This window comes from Streptomyces sp. NPDC059874, from assembly GCF_042731135.1.
Lineage (GTDB): Bacteria > Actinomycetota > Actinomycetes > Streptomycetales > Streptomycetaceae > Streptomyces.
In genome coordinates this window covers 22,340-42,086 of record NZ_JBHWJY010000050.1, presented here as the reverse complement: position 1 = coordinate 42,086, position 19,747 = coordinate 22,340, and the positions used below count along the sequence as shown (strand labels likewise).

17 protein-coding genes are annotated in these 19,747 nt (G+C 70.0%); 11 read left to right on the top strand and 6 right to left on the bottom strand.

What is annotated here, in order from left to right:
- Positions 1-20: 20 nt before the first annotated feature.
- On the bottom strand, positions 21-2,168 hold the full coding sequence (gene kdpB / locus ACFV9H_RS26120) for a potassium-transporting ATPase subunit KdpB (RefSeq protein WP_385402526.1): 2,148 nt from the start codon (positions 2,166-2,168) through the stop codon (positions 21-23).
- 205 nt (positions 2,169-2,373) lie between these two features.
- Positions 2,374-4,284: an APC family permease gene (locus ACFV9H_RS26115; RefSeq protein WP_385402524.1), complete on the bottom strand. Its 1,911-nt coding sequence runs from the start codon at positions 4,282-4,284 to the stop codon at positions 2,374-2,376.
- 242 nt (positions 4,285-4,526) lie between these two features.
- Here ACFV9H_RS26115 and kdpF (ACFV9H_RS26110) point away from each other — a divergent pair, with 242 nt between their 5' ends.
- The 9 genes from kdpF (ACFV9H_RS26110) to ACFV9H_RS26070 all read left to right on the top strand — a co-directional run bounded on the left by kdpF (ACFV9H_RS26110) (position 4,527) and on the right by ACFV9H_RS26070 (position 13,481).
- Positions 4,527-4,616, top strand: a complete 90-nt coding sequence (gene kdpF, locus ACFV9H_RS26110; protein WP_327301315.1) for a K(+)-transporting ATPase subunit F — start codon at positions 4,527-4,529, stop codon at positions 4,614-4,616.
- Between the two features lie 45 nt (positions 4,617-4,661).
- Positions 4,662-4,997 (top strand): DUF4118 domain-containing protein, encoded by a 336-nt coding sequence (locus tag ACFV9H_RS26105; RefSeq protein ID WP_385402521.1) that lies wholly within the window; start codon positions 4,662-4,664, stop codon positions 4,995-4,997.
- On the top strand, positions 4,952-5,299 hold the full coding sequence (locus ACFV9H_RS26100; protein WP_385402518.1) for a hypothetical protein: 348 nt from the start codon (positions 4,952-4,954) through the stop codon (positions 5,297-5,299). The genes ACFV9H_RS26105 and ACFV9H_RS26100 overlap by 46 nt, the downstream gene beginning before the upstream one ends.
- 238 nt (positions 5,300-5,537) lie before the next feature.
- Positions 5,538-5,627 (top strand): K(+)-transporting ATPase subunit F, encoded by a 90-nt coding sequence (gene kdpF, locus ACFV9H_RS26095; protein ID WP_385402516.1) that lies wholly within the window; start codon positions 5,538-5,540, stop codon positions 5,625-5,627.
- A 6-nt stretch (positions 5,628-5,633) separates the two neighbouring features.
- Complete coding sequence (gene kdpA, locus ACFV9H_RS26090; RefSeq protein ID WP_385402513.1) at positions 5,634-7,298, top strand: potassium-transporting ATPase subunit KdpA; 1,665 nt, start codon at positions 5,634-5,636, stop codon at positions 7,296-7,298.
- Entirely contained in the window at positions 7,295-9,400 is a 2,106-nt protein-coding gene (gene kdpB / locus ACFV9H_RS26085) for a potassium-transporting ATPase subunit KdpB (RefSeq protein ID WP_385402510.1), read from the top strand. The genes kdpA and kdpB (ACFV9H_RS26085) overlap by 4 nt, the downstream gene beginning before the upstream one ends.
- Positions 9,401-9,406: 6 nt before the next feature.
- Positions 9,407-10,123 carry a potassium-transporting ATPase subunit C gene (locus ACFV9H_RS26080; protein WP_385402507.1) on the top strand — a complete coding sequence of 239 codons (717 nt, stop codon included), beginning with the start codon at positions 9,407-9,409 and terminating at the stop codon, positions 10,121-10,123.
- A 122-nt stretch (positions 10,124-10,245) separates the two neighbouring features.
- Complete coding sequence (locus tag ACFV9H_RS26075) at positions 10,246-10,929, top strand: response regulator (protein WP_385402504.1); 684 nt, start codon at positions 10,246-10,248, stop codon at positions 10,927-10,929.
- A gap of 8 nt (positions 10,930-10,937) precedes the next feature.
- Complete coding sequence (locus ACFV9H_RS26070) at positions 10,938-13,481, top strand: ATP-binding protein (protein ID WP_385402502.1); 2,544 nt, start codon at positions 10,938-10,940, stop codon at positions 13,479-13,481.
- A 673-nt stretch (positions 13,482-14,154) separates the two neighbouring features.
- Here ACFV9H_RS26070 and ACFV9H_RS26065 read toward each other — a convergent pair.
- The gene (locus ACFV9H_RS26065) at positions 14,155-15,345 is read right to left on the bottom strand and encodes an acyl-CoA dehydrogenase family protein (RefSeq protein ID WP_385402500.1); all 1,191 of its coding nucleotides are present in this window, start codon (positions 15,343-15,345) and stop codon (positions 14,155-14,157) included.
- 148 nt (positions 15,346-15,493) lie between these two features.
- On the opposite strand from ACFV9H_RS26065, the gene ACFV9H_RS26060 reads away from it, so the two are divergent.
- Entirely contained in the window at positions 15,494-16,048 is a 555-nt protein-coding gene (locus tag ACFV9H_RS26060; RefSeq protein ID WP_385402497.1) for a DinB family protein, read from the top strand.
- 95 nt (positions 16,049-16,143) lie between these two features.
- Positions 16,144-16,857: a hypothetical protein gene (locus ACFV9H_RS26055; protein ID WP_385402494.1), complete on the top strand. Its 714-nt coding sequence runs from the start codon at positions 16,144-16,146 to the stop codon at positions 16,855-16,857.
- On the opposite strand, the gene ACFV9H_RS26050 is transcribed toward ACFV9H_RS26055, so the two are convergent.
- The 3 genes from ACFV9H_RS26050 to ACFV9H_RS26040 all read right to left on the bottom strand — a co-directional run bounded on the left by ACFV9H_RS26050 (position 16,858) and on the right by ACFV9H_RS26040 (position 19,742).
- Positions 16,858-17,931 (bottom strand): zinc-binding dehydrogenase, encoded by a 1,074-nt coding sequence (locus ACFV9H_RS26050; protein ID WP_385402492.1) that lies wholly within the window; start codon positions 17,929-17,931, stop codon positions 16,858-16,860.
- Complete coding sequence (locus ACFV9H_RS26045) at positions 17,928-19,100, bottom strand: LLM class flavin-dependent oxidoreductase (protein ID WP_385402489.1); 1,173 nt, start codon at positions 19,098-19,100, stop codon at positions 17,928-17,930. The genes ACFV9H_RS26050 and ACFV9H_RS26045 overlap by 4 nt, the downstream gene beginning before the upstream one ends.
- A 117-nt stretch (positions 19,101-19,217) precedes the next feature.
- The gene (locus ACFV9H_RS26040; RefSeq protein WP_385402486.1) at positions 19,218-19,742 is read right to left on the bottom strand and encodes a hypothetical protein; all 525 of its coding nucleotides are present in this window, start codon (positions 19,740-19,742) and stop codon (positions 19,218-19,220) included.
- Positions 19,743-19,747: the final 5 nt, after the last annotated feature.

The following is a 19,747-nucleotide window of genomic DNA, read 5'->3' as shown; positions in this document are numbered from 1 at the left end:
TGATGCGGTTTTGGCGGCCTTCAACCGAGCCCGGGGATCGTGGACACCACCAGGTCGATGATCTTGATGCCGACGAACGGCAGGACGAGTCCGCCGAGGCCGTAGACGGCGAGGTTGCGGCGCAGCAAGTCGTGGGCGGAGGCGGGGCGGTAGCGGACGCCGCGCAGGGCGAGCGGGATCAACGCGATGATGATCAGGGCGTTGAAGATGATCGCCGAGGTGATGGCGGACAACGGGCTGCTCAGGCCCATGATGTTGAGGGCTTCCAGGCCCGGGTGGGCCGCGGTGAACATGGCGGGGATGATCGCGAAGTACTTCGCGACGTCGTTCGTGATCGAGAAGGTGGTCAGGGCGCCCCGGGTGATGAGGAGTTGTTTGCCGATCTCGACGATGTCGATGAGTTTGGTGGGGTTGGAGTCGAGGTCGACCATGTTCCCGGCCTCCTTGGCGGCCGAGGTGCCTGTGTTCATCGCGACGCCCACATCTGCTTGGGCCAGCGCGGGGGCGTCGTTGGTGCCGTCGCCCGTCATCGCGACGAGTTTGCCGCCCGCCTGCTCCCGCTTGATGAGGGCGAGCTTGTCCTCGGGCGTGGCCTCGGCGAGGTACTCGTCTACGCCGGCCTCGGCGGCGATCGCGCGGGCCGTCAGCTCGTTGTCGCCGGTCACCATGACCGTACGGATCCCCATGCTGCGCAGCTCCGCGAAGCGCTCACGGATGCCGTCCTTGACCACGTCCTTGAGGTGGATGATCCCAAGGACCCGAGGTCCGTCCCAGTCGTGGACCGCCACGAGCAGGGGGGTGCCGCCGGAGTCGGACACGGCGGCCGACCATGCGACGGCCTCCGGCGGTACGGTCCCGCCCCGCAGCGTCACCCACTCGGACACCTGGGGCACGGCGCCCTTGCGAATGGCGCAGCCGGCCCCGTTGGGCCAGCTCAGGTTGATTCCGCTCATGCGCGTACGGGCGCTGAACGCCTGGAAGCGCGGGTTGCTCAGGTCCTCCTCGGCCGCTGCCTGCAGCCCGTACTGCTGGGCCAGGGCGACGACGGACCGGCCCTCGGGGGTCTCGTCGGACAGGGAGGCCAATTGGGCCGCGTCCGCCAGCTTGATGTGGTCGATGCCGGGGAGCGGGATGAAGGCGGCCGCCTCGCGGTTCCCGTGGGTGATGGTGCCGGTCTTGTCCAGCAGCAGGGTGTTCACGTCACCGGCGGCCTCGACCGCGCGCCCGCTCATCGCGACGACGTTGCGCTGGACGAGGCGGTCCATGCCCGCGATGCCGATCGCGGAGAGCAGCGCACCGATGGTCGTGGGGATCAGCGTGACGAGTAGGGCCACGAGGACGGTGGTGGTCTGGGCGGCGCCCGCGTAGTCGGCCATCGGCTGGAGCGAGACGACGACCAGGATGAAGATGACGGTGAGAGCGGCCAGCAGGATGTTGAGCGCGATCTCGTTCGGGGTCTTCTGCCGGGACGCGCCTTCGACCAGGGCGATCATGCGGTCCATGAAGCTGTGCCCCGGGCGTGAGCTGACGCGTACGACGATCGAGTCGGACAGTACGGTCGTACCGCCCGTGACCCCGCTGCGATCGCCGCCGGCTTCTCGGATCACTGCCGCCGATTCGCCGGTGACGGCGGATTCGTCGACGGCCGCGGCACCGTCGATGACGTCGCCGTCGGCCGGGATCAGTTCGCCCGCCTCCACCAGCACGACGTCCAGGGGCTGAAGCTCGCTCGGGGCGACGGCCTCCGTCTCGGCGTGCCGCAGGTTCATGCCGTACGTCCAGTGCCGCAGCCGTAGCGCGACAGTGTCCGTACGCGCCTTGCGCAGCGAAGCGGCCTGGGCCCGACCCCTCCCCTCGGCGACGGCCTCGGCAAAGTTGGCGAAGATCACCGTCAGCCAGAGCCAGACACTGATCACCCATGTGAAGACCGAAGGGTGGATGAGCGCCGAGAGCGTGGTCAGAACGGAGCCGACCGCGACCACGAACAGCACTGGCTTGCGGATCAGTTCACGGGGTTCGAGCTTGCGTAGGGCCTCACGGAAGGAGGCCCCCGGCCGTATCGACTCCAGCAGGGGCCCTCGGCCTGGGCGCCTTCTGGGCGGCCTGTTGTGGGGAGCCCGCGAGGGGGACGTGACGGGAGGTACCTGCCGGGTGGCGGCGGGAGACATGGAGAGACCTTCGGGTCGAATCGGCGCAGCCGGAACGAGGGGTGCACCGCCGGGGATCCGTCCCTTGTGGGACCCCCTCCGGCTCGTCGCGTGACGTTGGGATCCCCGGCGGTGGAACGGGCAGGAACTTACCGGTCCTGGGGCCCTCATCGGCCGTACCGGACAGGTAATTTGTGCCCTCTTGACGGCAAGCGGAACGAAACCGTCAGGACTGCGTGAAGGCGGCGTCAAGGACCGCCGGCTCGGCCTCCGCCGTGAGGCGGAAACGGAGGCGGCAGATGACGGCGTCGGTGTCGCGGCGCACGGCGTGGGCCACGACGGAGCCGCGCTGGTTCTGGAGCATCCGCTGCCACAGGTGCGCGGGTTCGGTCTCCGGGATGAGGACCGTGACCTGGGCGTCCGGGTGGGTCTGCGCGAGCTTGCGCACGTACGCCGACACCGGGCGGCCGAGCGAGCGGGTCTCCGAGGAGAGCTCGATCAGGTCGACCCCCGGCTTCCACAACTCCCAGTCCCGGCGCAGGGCTTCGGCGGCCTGCCGGTCCTCGGCCGTGGGGTGGGTGACGGTGACGGCCAGGACTTCGTCGCCGAGGGAGCGGGCGGCGGTGAGGGCCTGGCAGGTCAGGCGGGACAGACCTGAGACGGGGACCACGACGAGCGAGCGCGCCCGTTGCGGCGGCTGCGGGACGCGGCCCAGTTCGAGGCGCTCGCCGATCTCGGCGTAGGCGCGGTGGACCTTCTCGAAGGCGAGGACGATCAACGGCAGGGCCAGGACGATCAACCAGGCGCCCTCGGTGAACTTGGTGGCGGTGACGACCACTGCGGAGACACCGGTCAGGAGCGCGCCGAAGCCGTTGAGGGCTGCCTTGGTCTGCCACCCCTTGGGGCGCTCGGAGTACCAGTGCCGGACCATGCCGACCTGGCAGATGGTGAAGCCGACGAAGACGCCGATCGCGAAGAGCGGGACGAGGGTGTTGGTGTCACCGCCCGAGAAGACGAGCAGGGCGGCGGAGACGACCGCCAGCCAGACCACACCGTGGCGGTGGACCTGCCGGTCTGCCTTGAGGGCGAAGACGTGCGGCAGGTGGTTGTCGCGGGCCAGCAGGCTCATCAGCACCGGGAGCCCGCCGAAGGAGGTGTTGGCGGCGAGGGCCAGCAGCACCATGGTGGCGAACTGGACGACGTAGAAGGCCGCGTTGTGGCCGAAGGAGGCGTCCGCGAGCTGGGCGAGGACGGTGACGCCCTCGACCGGCTGGAGGTGGAAACGGCCGATGAGGATCGACAGGCCGATCAGCATGACGCCGAGCAGGGCGCCGAGGGCGACCTCGGTGCGCTGGGCGCGGCGGGCGGCCGGGGCCCGGAAGGACGGTACGGCGTTGGCGACCGCTTCCACGCCCGTGAGCGCCGAGCAGCCGGCGGCGAAGGCCTTCAGCAGCAGCAGCGCGCCGACGGTGGTGGCGCCCTCGCCGACCGCGGAGGCATGTCCGGCGGCGGAGGCGGTGCTGACCGGTCCGTCGCGGAACAGCCCGACGGCGATCATCGCGAGGATCGACCCGACGAAGAGCGCGGTCGGGACGAGGAAGGCCTTGGCGGAATCGACGACCCCGCGCAGGTTCACGGCGGTGACCAGGACCAGCACGGCGAGGCAGATCCAGACCCGCTCCCCGTGCAGAGCCGGGAAGGCCGAGGTCAGCGCGGCCACACCGGCGGTGACGGACACCGCGACGTTGAGGACGTAGTCGAGGATGAGCGAGGCGGCGGCGACGAGGCTGGTGCGCCGTCCGAGGTGCCGCTTGGCGACCGCGTACGAGCCGCCCCCGTCGGGGAAGGCGGCGATGACCTGCCGGTACGAGGCGACCAGCACGGCCAGGAGCGCGGCGATGGCGAGGGTGACCGGAAGGGTGAACCCCATGCCGTGGGCGCCGGCCGCGGCCAGGACGAGCACGATCGACTCGGGGCCGTACGCGACGGACGCCATCGCATCGAGCGACAGCGCGGCGAGGCCCTGGAGGGCGGTCAGCTTGTGCCGGTCTCCGGCCCCGGTCGCGCTGGTATCGGGAGGCTCCTCCTGGCCCGACCTCTGAGCGGTCGTGGTCGCCTTCTCTACGTGTGTGGCCATGTCGCCGTTCCCTCCGAATGAGCAAGTCAGAACAGCGTCGAAGCCGTACGGGTGTAGCGCCGGCACTCTTGGCGCGTTCCATACGCCCATCCGGCCGCTCTTCACGTGATTCATATGCGCCGGTCGCGGCAGCGTAAGAGGTCCGTCAAGAGGCGCCGTCGCGCGTTGCCCTGGCTCCGGAAAGGGGCACGCTTGATCTGGGTGGCACCTGCCCGACCGGATCACATGATGAGAAGACGCTGATGGACGCGGAGAACGTGGTCGGACTGCTCATCGCCCTGGCGTTGCTCGGCTACCTCGTGGTCGCTCTGATCAAGCCCGAGAAGTTCTGAACGGCGCTCTGAATCAAGTCGGCCCGTCCGGACGGGAGGCATCACATGTCCGGGTACTCGTTCCGGCTCCACGAGCGCACCGCCCTGGCCGCGGGCCTCGGGATCCCTTTCCTCGCGGCACTCGCGCTCGTGCCCTTCCGCACGTACCTTTCGGCGACGAACGAGGCACTGATCATGGTCGTCGCGGTGGTCGCGGTCGCCGCCCCGGGCACCCGGGCGGCCGGTGCGGTGGCCGCTCTCTCGGCGGCGGCCTGGTTCGATTTCTTCCTGACCAGGCCGTACCGGCAATTTCCCAGCCGGCCGTCCGTACCCGCCGGCTCCAGGCGGTCGTGGTCATGGACACCGCCCATCTGTCGAGTCTCCAGGGAACCGCCCGCCTAGCCGAGGACGGCCGCTCGCCGGAGGCAGTGGTGGAGTACGTCCGCCAGGAGCTCGTGGGCCTGCTGGGACTGCGCGGCTGCCGCTTCGAGTACGGGACGCTGCTGGGAACGGAGTACGCCGACTGGCCGGACGGCGAGACCGAACTGCGGGTCGTCGGCGGCGGGCACTACTACGGCCGCTACCTCCTCGACGGGTACCCCGGCCGCCCCCTGCCACCCGAGGAGGCCCGTCTGGTGGCCGTCGCGCTGGCTGCTCAGGCCGGCGCCGCCCTGGACTCGGCAGGCCTGCCCCACCGGGTCTGACCACCCGCAGGTGGGACGCCCCGTAAGGGCCGCGTTAAAGGTTCCCGTGCGCCCGTATGGACCCCGTCAAGGCGTCTTAACACCCGGGTGAAGACACGGTTATCTCGTCATCGGCCATCTGGCCGATTCATTTCTTCCACTTAACTCAGGAGCTCGCGATGGCCGATCTGGCCTTCGTCGTCACCACGGTCGCGGTGTTCGCGCTGGTGGCTCTCATCGCCCGGGGGGTGACCAAGCTGTGAACGCCGAAAACGTCGTCGGTCTCGTGGTGGCCGTCTCCCTGCTCGGTTACCTCGTCCTCGCCCTTGTGTACCCGGAGAGGTTCTGAGCTGACATGAGTCCCCAGATCGCTGGTGTGCTCCAGCTCCTCGCACTGATCGCCGCCCTGGCCCTGGCCTACCGCCCGCTCGGCGACTACATGGCCAAGGTCTACTCCTCCGAGAAGCACTACAAGCCGGAGAAGTGGATCTACAAGACCATCGGCGCCAACCCGTCGGCCGAGATGCGCTGGCCCGCCTACTTGCGCGGCGTCCTCGCCTTCTCGGCGGTGAGCGTCCTCTTCCTCTACGCCCTGCAGCGCGCCCAGGGCGTGCTGCCCGGCTCGCTCGGCTTCCAGGCGATCGACCCGGACCAGGCCTTCAACACCGCCGCCTCCTTCGTGGCCAACACGAACTGGCAGTCGTACTACGGCGAGCAGGCCATGGGCCACGTCGTGCAGACCGGTGGTCTGGCGGTGCAGAACTTCGTGTCGGCCGCGGTCGGCATGGCCGTCGCCGTCGCCCTCGTACGGGGCTTCGCCCGCTCCCGCACCGGCGAGCTCGGCAACTTCTGGGCCGACCTGGTCCGCGGCACCGTCCGCATCCTGCTGCCCATCTCGGTGATCGGCGCGATCGTCCTCGTCGCCTGCGGCGCCATCCAGAACTTCGCCGGCATCCACGAGGTCGGCCAGTTCATGGGCGGCACCCAGCAGTGGAACGGCGGCGCGGTCGCCTCTCAGGAAGTCATCAAGGAACTGGGCACCAACGGCGGCGGCTACTTCAACGCCAACTCCGCCCACCCGTTCGAGAACCCCACCCCCTTCTCCAACCTCTTCGAGATCTTCCTGATCCTCGTCATCCCCTTCGCGCTCACCCGCACCTTCGGCCGCATGGTCGGAAACCTGCGCCAGGGCTACGCGATCCTCGCCACCATGGGCATCATCTGGGTCGGCTTCACGGCGCTGATGACGTGGACCGAGTTCGCCCACCACGGCCCGGCCTTCGATGTCTCGGGCGGCGCGATGGAGGGCAAGGAGAACCGCTTCGGCGTCGGCGCCTCCGCGATCTTCTCCGTCGCCACCACGCTGACCTCCACGGGTGCGGTCAACTCCTTCCACTCCTCGTACACCGGTCTCGGCGGCGGCATCCAGCTGCTGGGCATGCAGCTCGGCGAGATCGCACCCGGCGGTACCGGCTCCGGCCTCTACGGCATGCTGATCATGGCGATCATCGCGGTGTTCATCGCCGGCCTGATGGTCGGCCGCACCCCCGAATACCTCGGCAAGAAGATCGGCACCCGCGAGATCAAGCTCGCCGCCTGCTACATACTCATCACCCCGGCGCTGGTGCTGTGCTTCACCGCCGCGGCGATGGCCCTGCCCACCCCGCCCCACTCGATGCTGAACTCGGGCGCGCACGGCTTCTCCGAGGTCCTCTACGCCTACACCTCGGGCGCCAACAACAACGGCTCGGCCTTCGCCGGCCTGAACGCCGACACGCAGTGGTTCAACAGCACGATCGGCATCACGATGCTGCTGGGCCGCTTCCTGCCGATGGTGTTCGTCCTGGCCCTGGCCGGTTCACTCGCCGAGCAGAAGCCCGTCCCCGAGACGGCGGGCACCCTGCGCACCGACAAGCCGCTCTACGCGGGCCTTCTCGTCGGAACCATCCTCATCGTCACCGGACTGACCTACTTCCCGGCCCTGGCGCTGGGTCCGCTCGCCGAAGGGCTCGCATCATGAGCACCGCCACTCCGACCCGTGCTCCGCACGAGGACCTGCCCACCGGCCACAAGCCGCCTGCCGGACGTGTCGGCGGGGGTCTGTTCGACCCCAAGGCACTGCTGAAGTCCTTCCCGGACGCGGTCCGCAAGCTTGACCCCCGTGTCATGATCAAGTCCCCGGTCATGTTCGTCGTCCTGATCGGCTCGGCCGTCACGACCGTTCTGGCGATCAAGGACCCGACGGACTGGTTCGGCTGGGCGATCACCGCCTGGCTGTGGCTGACCACGATCTTCGCCAACCTCGCCGAGGCCGTCGCCGAGGGCCGAGGCAAGGCCCAGGCCGACACCCTTCGCAAGGCCAAGACCGATTCCGTCGCACGCCGCCTGACCAGGGACGGCCTCGGCGAGGAGCAGGTGCCGGGCACCGAGCTGCGCATCGGTGACCTGGTCGTCTGCGAGGCCGGCGACACCATCCCCGGCGACGGGGACGTCGTCGAGGGCGTTGCCTCGGTGGACGAGTCCGCCATCACCGGCGAGTCCGCTCCGGTGATCCGCGAGTCCGGTGGCGACCGCAGTGCCGTCACCGGCGGGACGAAGGTGCTGTCCGACCGGATCGTCATCAAGATCACGACGAAGCCCGGTGAGACCTTCATCGACCGCATGATCGCCCTGGTCGAGGGCGCGGCCCGGCAGAAGACGCCGAACGAGATCGCGCTGAACATCCTTCTCGCGTCCCTCACGATCGTCTTCCTGCTGGCCGTGGTCACGCTCCAGCCGTTCGCGATCTACGCGGGCGCCGAGCAGTCGATGATCGTGCTGACGGCCCTGCTCGTCTGCCTGATCCCGACCACCATCGGCGCGTTGCTCTCCGCCATCGGCATCGCCGGCATGGACCGCCTCGTCCAGCGCAACGTCCTGGCCATGTCGGGCCGGGCCGTCGAAGCCGCCGGCGACGTCTCGACGCTGCTGCTCGACAAGACCGGCACCATCACCCTCGGCAACCGCCAGGCCTCCGAGTTCGTACCGGTCAAGGGCACCACCGAGGCCGAGCTGGCCGACGCCGCCCAGCTGTCGTCCCTCGCCGACGAGACTCCCGAAGGCCGTTCCATCGTCGTCCTGGCGAAGGAGAAGTACGGGCTGCGCGAGCGCCACCAGGGCGAGCTGGAGCACGCCGAGTGGATCGCCTTCACCGCCCAGACCCGCATGTCGGGTGTGGACGTAGACGGCAAGAAGACCCGCAAGGGCGCGGCCGGATCCGTCATCACCTGGGTCAAGGAGCAGGGCGGCGAAGTCGCCGACGACGCGGACCTCCTCGCCAACCGGATTTCCGAGGCGGGCGGCACTCCCCTGCTGGTGGCGGTCGAGGACGAGAAGGGTGCTCGCGTCCTGGGTGTCATCCACCTCAAGGACGTCGTCAAGGAGGGCATGCGCGAACGCTTCGACGAGCTGCGCCGCATGGGCATCAAGACCGTCATGATCACGGGCGACAACCCGCTGACCGCGAGGGCCATCGCCGAGGAGGCGGGTGTCGACGACTTCCTCGCCGAGGCCACCCCCGAGGACAAGATGGCCCTCATCAAGCGCGAGCAGGCCGGCGGCAAGCTCGTCGCCATGACCGGCGACGGTACCAACGACGCCCCCGCGCTCGCGCAGGCCGACGTCGGCGTGGCCATGAACACCGGCACCTCGGCCGCCAAGGAGGCCGGGAACATGGTGGACCTGGACTCCAACCCCACCAAGCTCATCGAGATCGTCGAGATCGGCAAGCAGCTCCTCATCACCCGGGGCGCGCTGACCACCTTCTCCATCGCCAACGACGTCGCGAAGTACTTCGCGATCATCCCGGCCATGTTCGCCGTGGTCTACCCGGGCCTGGACAAGATCAACATCATGGGCCTGCGCTCCCCCGAGTCGGCGATCCTCTCGGCCGTCATCTTCAACGCGCTGATCATCATCGCGCTCGTCCCGCTCGCCCTCAAGGGCGTGCAGTACAAGCCGACCAGCGCCGACAAGATGCTCCGCCGCAACATCGGGATCTACGGACTGGGCGGCCTGATCGCCCCGTTCATCGGCATCAAGATCATCGACCTCCTCATCACCCTCATCCCCGGAATCGGCTGAGACGACATGAACAACTCTGTAGGCAACACAGCACGGTTGATCGGGGCGGGCCTGCGCGCCCTGCTCGTCCTGACCGTGATCTGCGGGGTCATCTACCCCCTCGCCGTCACCGGGATCGCCCAGGCCCTGTTCAACGACAAGGCCAACGGCTCCGAGATCAAGGACAAGAGCGGAAGCGTCGTCGGCTCCTCGCTCATCGGGCAGACCTACAACCTGCCCAAGCAGAACCCTGACGACGCCGAAGAGGCGGCCAAGCCGGACCTCAAGTGGTTCCAGCCCCGCCCCTCCAACGGCCTCGGCACCAACAGCGTCAACACGCAGTACTCGCTGATCCTCTCGGGCGCCACCAACCGCTCCGCCGACAACGGCGCCATCAACGGCAAGTGCACCGACAAGGCGGAGGAAGGCACCCTCTGCGCCCAGGTCGTCGCCGCCAAGGACGCCGTCATCGCCGACAACTCCACGGCCGACTACAAGGTCAAGCCGGAGGACGTCCCGGCCGACGCCGTCACGTCCTCCGGCTCCGGCCTGGACCCGGACATCTCCCCGGAGTACGCCAAGCTCCAGGTCCACCGGGTGGCCGAGCAGAACGAGCTCGACGTCAGGCAGGTCGAGAAGCTCGTCGCCGACCACACCACCGGCCGGACCCTCGGCTTCATGGGCGAACCCCGCGTCAACGTCCTCGAACTCAACACCGCGCTCAAGGCACTGACCAAGAGCTGACGTTCCGCACATCAAGGGTCTGGAGCCGGTGGGACGCGAAGCTCCCCCAGCCACCGCTGGGAGGGCCTCAGCGCCCTGCCGGCTCCGACCCGTATCCACCGAAAGAGGAAGGCCCCACACCGATGGTCAAGGTGCTGGTGGTGGAAGACGACGCCCAGCTCGTCCGCGCGCTCAGGATCAACCTGGAGGCACGGAAGTTCGAAGTGGCGACGGCTTCCGACGGAAACAACGCCCTGAGGCTGGCAGCCGCCCGCAAGCCGGACGTCATCGTGCTGGATCTCGGCCTGCCGGACATCGACGGCATCGACGTGATCAAAGAGGTGCGCAGGACGAGTGGCGTGCCGATCCTGGTGCTCTCCGCCCGCCATACGTCCGAGGAGAAGATCCGGGCCCTGGACGCGGGGGCCGACGACTACGTGACCAAACCGTTCAGCATGGACGAGCTCCTCGCCCGGCTGCGGGCTGCCGTCCGCCGAGTGGAGATTCCGGCACCCGCCCAAGAGATCTCCATGGTCTCGACCGACGAGTTCACCGTGGACCTGATCGCGAAGAAGGTCAGCCGCGGCGACCGCACGGTGCGGCTGACCCCTACCGAGTGGCACCTGCTGGAGATCCTCATCACCAATCCCGGCCGACTGATCAGTCAGCGAAAGCTGCTGCTGGACGTCTGGGGACCTACGTACGCCGAGCACACCAACTACCTGCGGGTCTACATGGCCCAGCTACGCCGCAAACTGGAAGCGGACCCCTCGCACCCGAGGTATCTGATCACCGAGCCCGGTATGGGCTACCGCTTCGAGGGATGACGAGAAAAATGGGACGCGGCAAGTTTCGTATCTACCTGGGCTCGGCCCCCGGCGTCGGCAAGACGTACGCGATGCTCTCGGAGGGCCACCGCCGGGTGGAACGCGGCACTGACGTCGTCGTCGCCTTCGTGGAGCACCACAACCGGCCGCGCACGGAGGTGATGCTGCACGGTCTGGAACAGATCTCACGGCGGGAGCTGGAGTACCGGGGCTCCACGTTCACCGAGATGGACGTGGACGCGATCCGGGCCCGCCGTCCGGCCGTCGCGCTCGTGGACGAACTCGCCCACACCAACGTGCCCGGCTCGCGCAACGCCAAGCGCTGGCAGGACGTCGAGGAACTGCTCCAGGCCGGCATCGACGTCGTCTCGACCGTCAACATCCAGCACCTGGAATCCCTCGGCGACGTCGTCGAAACGATCACGGGCGTTCGGCAGCGGGAGACCGTGCCCGACGAAGTCGTGCGGCGCGCCGACCAGATCGAGCTCGTCGACATGTCGCCCCAGGCCCTGCGCCGACGCATGGCGCACGGAAACATCTACAAGCCGGACAAGGTCGACGCCGCGCTCTCGAACTACTTCCGGCCCGGCAACCTCACCGCGCTGCGCGAACTCGCGCTGCTCTGGGTCGCCGACCGCGTCGACGAGTACCTTCGGGAGTATCGCGGCGAGCACAACATCCGCACCACCTGGCAAGCCCGCGAGCGCATCGTCGTAGGCATCACCGGTGGACCGGAGGGCCGCACCCTCATCCGCCGGGCCGCCCGGCTCGCCGAAAAGGGCTCGGGCGGCGAGGTCCTCGCCGTCTACATCGCCCGCAGCGACGGACTGACCGCCGCGTCACCCAAGGAACTCGCCGTCCAGCGCACCCTGGTCGAGGACCTCGGCGGCACCTTCCACCACGTCATAGGCGACAACATCCCCGACGCACTGTTGGAGTTCGCCCGCGGCGTCAACGCCACCCAGATCGTCCTCGGCGTCAGCCGCCGCCGCTCCTGGCAGTCCGTCTTCAGCCCCGGTGTCAGCGCCACCGTCGCCCGCGAATCCGGACCCGACCTCGACGTCCACATCGTCACCCACGACGAGGCCGCCAAGGGCCGCGGCCTTCCCGTCGCCCGGGGCGCACGCCTCGGCCGGCCCCGCCTCATCTGGGGCTGGCTCACCGGCATCGCCGGACCCGCCCTGCTCACCGTGCTGCTGAGCCAGGTCGTACCCGAACTCGGCCTGGCCAACGACATGCTGCTCTTCCTCACCTTCACCGTGGCGGCAGCACTCCTCGGCGGGCTGCTCCCCGCTCTGGCCTCGGCAGCCTTCGGGTCACTGCTGCTGAACTACTACTTCACCCCGCCGGTCCACAAGCTCACCATCGCCGACCCCAAGAACATCGTCGCCATCGCGATCTTCGTCGGCGTCGCCGTATCGGTGGCCTCGGTGGTCGACCTGGCCGCCCGGCGCACCCACCAGGCCGCCCGGCTGCGCGCCGAGTCCGAGATCCTCTCCTTCCTCGCCGGCAGCATCCTGCGCGGCGAAACCGCCCTCGACGCCCTGCTGGAGCGGGTGCGCGAGACCTTCGCCATGGATTCCGTCGCACTGCTGGAACGCGGTACCGACGTCGAGCCGTGGACCTCGGCGGGCAGCACGGGCCGGAACCCGGTCACCCGTCCCGAGGACGCCGACGTGGACATGCCCATCGGTGAGAACATGTCCCTGGCCCTGACCGGCCGGGTCCTGCCCGCCGAGGACCGCCGCGTCCTCGGCGCCTTCGCCGCCCAGGCAGCCGTCGTACTCGACCGGCAGCGCCTCGTCGACGAGGCCGAGGAGGCGCGCCGCCTGATCGAAGGCAATCAGATCCGGAACGCGCTGCTGGCCGCCGTCAGTCATGACCTGCGCACACCGCTCGCCGGCATCAAGGCCTCCGTCACCTCCCTGCGTTCCACTGACGTGGAATGGTCCGACGAGGACCAGGCCGAACTCTTGGAGGGCATCGAGGACGGCGCCGACCGCCTCGACCACCTGATCGGCAACCTGCTCGACATGTCCCGCCTCCAGACGGGCACCGTCGTCCCGATCATCCGCGTGACCGATCTCGACGAGGTCGTCCCGATGGCCCTGGCCGGAGTCCCCGACGCCAGCGTCGAACTCGACATTCCCGAGACCCTGCCGATGGTCGCCGTCGACCGAGGCCTCCTGGAACGGTCCGTCGCCAACATCGTCGAGAACGCGGTCAAGTACAGCCCGGCCGGAGAGACCGTCCTCGTCTCCGCCAGCGCCCTCGCCGACCGTCTCGAACTTCGCGTCGTCGACCGTGGACCGGGTGTCCCCGACGAGGCCAAGGACCGGATATTCGAGCCCTTCCAGCGGTACGGAGACGCCCCCGCGGGTGCCGGGGTGGGGCTCGGGCTGGCAGTCGCCAGGGGCTTCCTGGAGGCCATGGACGGCACCCTGACCGCCGAAGACACCCCCGGCGGCGGCCTGACGATGGTCCTCACGCTGCCCATCGCCAGAGGCGCCCTTCCGGTCACCGCCGAGCTCTCGGCCGACGCCACGACGTGACCCGGCGCCACGCCTGGGGAACGTGCGGAAGATACAGGCCGCCCAGGGTGTCCGACGAGGAAGCGGGTCGGTACGCCGCCGAGTTCCCGGACGATCCCACAGCGAGGACCCGCCACCTCGCCCGCGAATGGGGAGGTCGCATCTGGCGGCTAGCTGACATCTGCACAAGTCGCGCAGGTGCCACGCCACATGCCGCCGTGGTGCCCCAGCTACTCGCGCAGGAGTCGAGCCTGGGTGCACGTCGCCGGGCACCGGACTGGGCACTGCGCACAGCGTGATCCCCCTTGGCGTCCGTGGCGCCGAAACCGCAACGCCGCGCAGAGAGACCGATCCTCGGGCGTTCCGACACTTTCAGATTTGGCGCCGCCAGGGGCGGGCGGCCTGGAAGGATTGAGGACCCCTGACGCAGGCCACGGGCCCACACGACGAATGCCCTTGACGTCTGGAGACCGACGGTCGTCGGCCGACTTGGCCTGCCCGCCGAGCTGCGATCCGCCGAGGGTCACACCCACCCTCGCCTGACCGAGCGGAGCGCTGCCGCGCTTCACAGCGACACGTCACGCACGAGCCCCAACCCGGCAGGTCCCACCCGGGCGGAACCTGCCGAGCCTCCACGGATCCAGGTGACAACCATGAGGCCCAAGTGCCAACTAAAGATCCTCGTCACACCGCCCTAACGGCGTACGCGGGGCATGCCCAGGCCGATCCAGGAGATGATCTCGCGCTGGATCTCGTTGTTGCCTCCGCCGAAGGTGAAGATCACGGCGCTGCGGTAGCCGCGTTCGAGTTCGCCGTGCAGGACCGCGCCGGCCGAGCCGTCCTTGAGGGAGCCGGCCGCGCCGACGACCTCCATCAGCCAGGCGTAGGCGTCCCTGCGCGCCTCGGAGCCGTACACCTTGACGGCGGAGGCGTCCTGGGGGGTGAGGGTGCCCTCCTGGACGGCGTTCACCATCTGCCAGTTGAGCAGCTTCATCGCGTCGAGCCGGGCATGGGTGCGGGCCAGGCGGCCGCGGACCCAGGAGAGGTCGATGACGCGGCGGCCGTCGGCGAGTTTGGTCTCGGCGGCCCAGCGTTGGACGTCGTGGAGGGCGCGGATGGCCATGGTGCCGTGGGCGGCGAGGGTGACGCGCTCGTGGTTGAGCTGGTTGGTGATCAGCCGCCAGCCCTTGTTCTCCTGCCCCACGCGGCGGGACGCCGGGACGCGGATGTTCTCGTAGTGGCTGGCGGTGGTGTCGTGCGAGGCGAGCGTGTTGATGAGGGTGCAGGAGTAGCCGGGGTCCGAGGTCGGTACGAGGAGCATGGTGATGCCCTTGTGCGCGGGCGCTTCCGGGTCGGTGCGGACGGCGAGCCAGACCCAGTCGGCGGTGTCGCCGTTGGTGGTCCAGATCTTCTGGCCGTTGACCACGTAGGTGCCGGTCTCCTCGTCGCCCTCGCGGACGGCCTTGCACTTGAGCGCGGCGAGGTCGGTGCCGGCGTCGGGCTCGCTGTAGCCGATGGCGAAGTCGATCTCGCCCGCGAGGATCTTCGGCAGGAAGTACGCCTTCTGCTCGTCGGTGCCGAACTGCATGATGGTCGGACCGACGGTGTTGAGCGCCATCAGGGGCAGCGGTACGACGGCCTGCGCGGCCTCGTCGAAGAAGATGAACTGGTCCATCGGGGTCATGCCGCGGCCGCCGTACTCCTTGGGCCAGCCGACCCCGAGCCAGCCGTCCGCCCCGAGCCGGCGGATGGTCTCCCGGTAGAACCGCTTCTGGGCGGCCGGGTCCTCGTAGCGGGAGTAGACGTCCTCGGGGACCAGCTCGGCGAAGTAGGCGCGCAGCTCGGTGCGCAACTGCTGCTGCTCAGGCGTGTATTCGAGGTGCACGGCCCCTCCGGGAGTCTCGCGGTCCAGCCGGTTCGCTGGGTGACGGCGGCGGTCAGAGTAGAACCAGTTCCATAAATTCGGAAGGGGCCGAAAGATTCGGAAGGACCCGCGCGCCCCCGGTTCAGTGGGGGCGCTCATACTTTCGACCATGACGACCCCACGGAGCAGAGCGGAATTCTTCGTCGAGCCGGAGCTGGAGGGCCGCTTCAGCGGACCCGCGACCGGTGACGAACGGCGCATGCTGGTCGCCTTCCTGGCGGACCATCGAGCGACCCTGGAACTGAAGTGCGCGGGCCTGGTGGAGGAGTTGGCGCGGCGGTCGGTGGAGCCGTCCACGCTGTCCCTGCTCGGGTTGGTGCGGCACCTGGCCGATGTGGAGCGGCGCTGGTTCCGCCTGGTCCTGGCGGGTCAGGACGACGCCTCGCCCCTCTTCTCCTCGGCGGACGATCCCGACGGGGCCTTCGACGGAGCCGTCGCCGACCCGGCGGCCGTGGCGGCGGCCTGGGAGGCGTGGCGCGACGAAGTGGCCTTCGCCGAACGCTTCGTGGCCGAGGCACCCGACCTCGAAGTCGAGGGTGACGACGCCTGGCGGGGCAAGGTGTCCTTGCGTTGGGTCCTGATCCACATGGTCGAGGAGTACGCCCGGCACAACGGCCACGCCGACCTGCTCCGCGAGCGGATAGACGGGGCCATCGGGATCTGAGGTACGCCTCTGCCGCCCGGGCGGCCTGCCGCACAATGGCCTTCTGGCGGCCCGGACTTCCGGGCCGCGGAAGGCGGAGGATCCGGGGGGCGTACATGGACCACGAGGCACGGCGCCGCGAGCTCGCCGGGGGCGCCGGGGGCTCCGAGCTCGAGTCGGCGGTGACGCAGATCCACGAGCCGGGGGCCCTCCCCGTCGACATCGGGATCCCCGCCCGCGCCGAGTACTGGGAGAGCTTGCCGGGGGACGTCACGGCCCGGCTGCTGGAGAAGGCGGGCCGGACCCTGACCTGGTGGGCCGGGCCTGATGCCGACGGGCGGCCCTCAGCGCTGGTGGTCGGTGACCGTGGGCTGTGCCGGGTCACGCAGGAACCCCGTGACGGAGCACCGGAGTTCCGGGGGCGGCGGGTCCGGGTGGAGCCGGGCTCGCTGCGCAGCCGGGCCTTCGACGGGAAGCCCTCGCCCGACGGGCGGGCCGCCGCGCCGGGTGCGCCGGGGGCTCCGGTGCTGCGGATCGACCTGGGGGCGGCGGCGCAGGGGGTGCTGGGCCATTTCCCGCTCCCCGTACAGGACTTCGTACAGCGTCCCTTCCTGTCCGACCCTTCCAGGGGCAGCGGCGTGACCGCCGACTGGTACTACGAGGAGACCGTCGAGCCCGCCCGGACCACCTGGTTCGTCGCCTTCTGCCTGTCCACCGAGCACACCCTGGCGGTCGCCGAAGGCACCCGGACGCTCGCCCGGGGCGCGCGCCCGGACCGGGCCGAGTGGCACGGGATCCAGTGCCACCAGGCCCGGCTCGCACCGCGCTGATCACACGGGTGTGACTCCCTCTCCGGCCAGGCCGGGCCTGATCAGCACCTTGATGTGTTCCTCCGGGCGGCGCAGCGAGGCGAAGGCCGCGTCGAGGCCGCCGAAGCCGGCCTCCCCGGTGACCAGGACGGCCGGGTCGATGCGCCCGTCGGCGAGCCGGGTCAGGGTCGCGCCGAACTCCTGGGGCGGGTAGGTGAGGCACATCCTGATGGTCACGTCCTTGTAGATGCCGACCACGGGACGGATCACGTCCTCGGTCATCACCCCGCCGATCTGGAGGATCTCGGTGCCGCGCGGGACGCTGTGCAGCAGCGCGCCCAGCACGCCGGGGACGCCCACGCAGTTGACGACCACCATGGCACGCGCACCGGCCCCGGCGAGCTCGACGCAGCGGGCCACCGGGTCCACCGGGTGCTCACCGTCCGCCGGGTCCACCACCGCGTGCGCGCCCAGCCGGGCCGCCGCCGCACGCCGCAGCGCCGAGGGGTCGGAGGCCACCACCGGTCCGGCGCCGCGCTCCAGCAGGGCCGCGATGGCGCCCAGCCCCACGGGACCGCAGCCGATGACCACGGCCGGGGTGCCCTCCCCGGCGGCGCTGCGGGCGATGTTCCCGAAGCCGACGGCGAGCGGCTCGGTCAGCGCGGCCGACGCCAGGTCGAGGGAGTCCGGTACGGGCAGCAGCGCCTGCGCCTGTACGACGATCCGCTCGCCGAATCCGCCGGGGAAGGCGTTGCTGTAGCCGACGGTGCGCACCACTCCCCCGGTGTCGACCGCCCAGGGCAGGCCGACCACCCCGGTCCCGGGTTCGGGTCCGCTCGCGCCGGCCCCGTAGGCCAACACCCGGCCGGAGAACTCGTGGCCCATGACCAGCGGCCGGTCCGGGTCGAAGAGGAAGCTGGTGGTGCCGCTGTCCCGGGAGGCCCGCAGGAAGTCCTCGGTGTGGGCGACCGCGCTGAGGTCGGAGCCGCAGATCCCGCAGGCCGCCGTCTCCACGAGGGCCTGCCCGGGGCCGGGTAGGGGGTCCGCGTACTCCCGGACCCGGAACCGTCCGCCCTCCAGCACCGCCGCCCTCAACGGACCTCCCCCTTGCGGGCGATGGCTTCCATGGTGGAGCGGCGCACGGCCCCGACGAACCGCTCGCTGTTGCGTCCGACCCAGTCGAGGCTCGCGCGGCGGGCCTCGGCCGCTCCGGTGAGCCGCGGTACGACGCGTTCGGCGAAGAGTTCGAGGCTGCGCAGGGCGGCGGCCGGCTCGGCGATGTCGAGCTGGAGGATCAGGAAGGTGCCGAAGCCACCGGTCTTGTCCGCCAGTTGTCCGATGCGTTCGACCGCGTCCTCGGCGGTGCCGATGACGGCCCGGCCGAAGGTGGGCAGCCCGTCCGTGACCCAGCGTTCGACGGCGCCGGCCGCCGTGCCGCAGCCTTCCAGCCGGGTCCCGCCGAGCGTCTCGATGTACGTCACGAGATCGGTGGTCCCGAACTCCGCCTCGCGCAGGGCCTGTTCCCGGGTTTCGGCGAGGTGCACCGGGGTGACCAGCCGCCAGGCGTCGCGGTCGGGGTCTCGGCCCGCTTCGGCGCAGGCCCGCTCGTGTGCGGCCCAGTTGGCGTCGAGCGCGGCGTGACCCGCCGGGTCGGAGGCGGCGAGCGAGAGCATGCCGACTCCGTGCCGCCCGGCCAGTACGGCCCCGGTGGGCGACACCGCCGAGGCGACGGCCACGTCCAACTCCCGACCCCGGTAGGGGCCGAGCTGGAGCCTGGCCTCCTCCAGGGCGAACCAGTCGGTGGCGGCCGTCACGGTCTCCCCGCGCAACAGCCGTATGACGGCGTCCAGCGAATCCGCCATCATCTCCCGCGAGCGCAGGGGATCGACGCCCATCATGAAGGCGTCGGAAGGCAGTTGGCCCGGTCCGACGCCCAACATGGCCCGGCCTCGCGACTGATGGTCGAGCTGGCAGATCCGGTCGGCGAGGATCAGCGGCTGGTGGTACGGGAGGGAATTGACGCCGGTGCCGAGCATGATCCGACCGGTCCGCTCGGCCGCCGCCGCGAGGAACAGCTCGGGCGAGGCGATGATCTCGTAGCCGGCGGAGTGGTGCTCCCCCACCCACACCTCCTCGTACCCGAGCCGGTCGAGTGCGCCGACGAGATCGAGGTCGCGGCGCAGCTGGAGCGCCGGGTCGCGGTCGGGCCGGTGGTAGGGGGCGAGGAACACCCCGAAACGGGCGGGGAGATGGGGCTGCGGCATCTGCGGTGGGCCCTTCCGTCGTACGGCTCGGCACGTCTGCCGTACGACGAAACACCGTCCGCCGCGCACCTTCAACGGCGCCGCGGGCGTCCTCCCGCTGAGTGGGATGTCCGGCTGTCAGGAGAAGAGGTAGAGCACGTCGAAGTGGACGAGGTCACGCTCCACTTCGAAGTGGAACGCGCCCGACGCGCCCGACGCGTCCGAGCTCTTGCCGTTCATGTAGGCGTCGAACTCCGGGCTGTGCTGCCAGGCCGCCACGGCTGGCAGGTGCTTCTTCAGCGGGCCGGGCAACGCGGGCGGCTCGGCGGGCGCGAAGGTACGGCCGGGGGCGCGCACGACCGCGGCCGCGCCTCCCGGCGGCAGGTGGGCGATGCCGACCAGCCGGATCCGCGAGTCCGGGCCCGGGATGGTGCGGCTGCCCTGGGTGGCCTCGTCGATGTCGTAGCCCTGCCAGTGCGCCTCGCTCAGCTCGCCCAGGTAGGGCTTGAACCGCTCGTTCAGCGGCTCCAGGTCGGTGCGGACCGGGTTGCGGTACGGCTCCGGCCACAGGAGGTACGTCATGCCGCCGCCCACCGCCAGCAGCGGGAGGCCCGCGATCAGCAGGAACCTCCGCCTGTTCGTGCGCCCCCGCCGTGTGTCCACGATCG

Excerpts from the sequence above, each read along its gene's own strand:
- kdpB (WP_385402510.1), top strand. The coding sequence starts at position 7,295 with ATGAGCACCGCCACTCCGACCCGTGCTCCGCACGAGGACCTGCCCACC.
- ACFV9H_RS26080 (WP_385402507.1), top strand. The coding sequence starts at position 9,407 with ATGAACAACTCTGTAGGCAACACAGCACGGTTGATCGGGGCGGGCCTG.
- kdpF (WP_327301315.1), top strand. The coding sequence starts at position 4,527 with ATGGACGCGGAGAACGTGGTCGGACTGCTCATCGCCCTGGCGTTGCTC.
- ACFV9H_RS26045 (WP_385402489.1), bottom strand. The coding sequence starts at position 19,100 with ATGCCGCAGCCCCATCTCCCCGCCCGTTTCGGGGTGTTCCTCGCCCCC.
- ACFV9H_RS26075 (WP_385402504.1), top strand. The coding sequence starts at position 10,246 with ATGGTCAAGGTGCTGGTGGTGGAAGACGACGCCCAGCTCGTCCGCGCG.
- ACFV9H_RS26105 (WP_385402521.1), top strand. The coding sequence starts at position 4,662 with ATGTCCGGGTACTCGTTCCGGCTCCACGAGCGCACCGCCCTGGCCGCG.
- ACFV9H_RS26070 (WP_385402502.1), top strand. The coding sequence starts at position 10,938 with ATGGGACGCGGCAAGTTTCGTATCTACCTGGGCTCGGCCCCCGGCGTC.
- ACFV9H_RS26100 (WP_385402518.1), top strand. The coding sequence starts at position 4,952 with ATGGACACCGCCCATCTGTCGAGTCTCCAGGGAACCGCCCGCCTAGCC.
- kdpB (WP_385402526.1), bottom strand. The coding sequence starts at position 2,168 with ATGTCTCCCGCCGCCACCCGGCAGGTACCTCCCGTCACGTCCCCCTCG.
- ACFV9H_RS26055 (WP_385402494.1), top strand. The coding sequence starts at position 16,144 with ATGGACCACGAGGCACGGCGCCGCGAGCTCGCCGGGGGCGCCGGGGGC.
- kdpA (WP_385402513.1), top strand. The coding sequence starts at position 5,634 with ATGAGTCCCCAGATCGCTGGTGTGCTCCAGCTCCTCGCACTGATCGCC.
- ACFV9H_RS26060 (WP_385402497.1), top strand. The coding sequence starts at position 15,494 with ATGACGACCCCACGGAGCAGAGCGGAATTCTTCGTCGAGCCGGAGCTG.
- ACFV9H_RS26115 (WP_385402524.1), bottom strand. The coding sequence starts at position 4,284 with ATGGCCACACACGTAGAGAAGGCGACCACGACCGCTCAGAGGTCGGGC.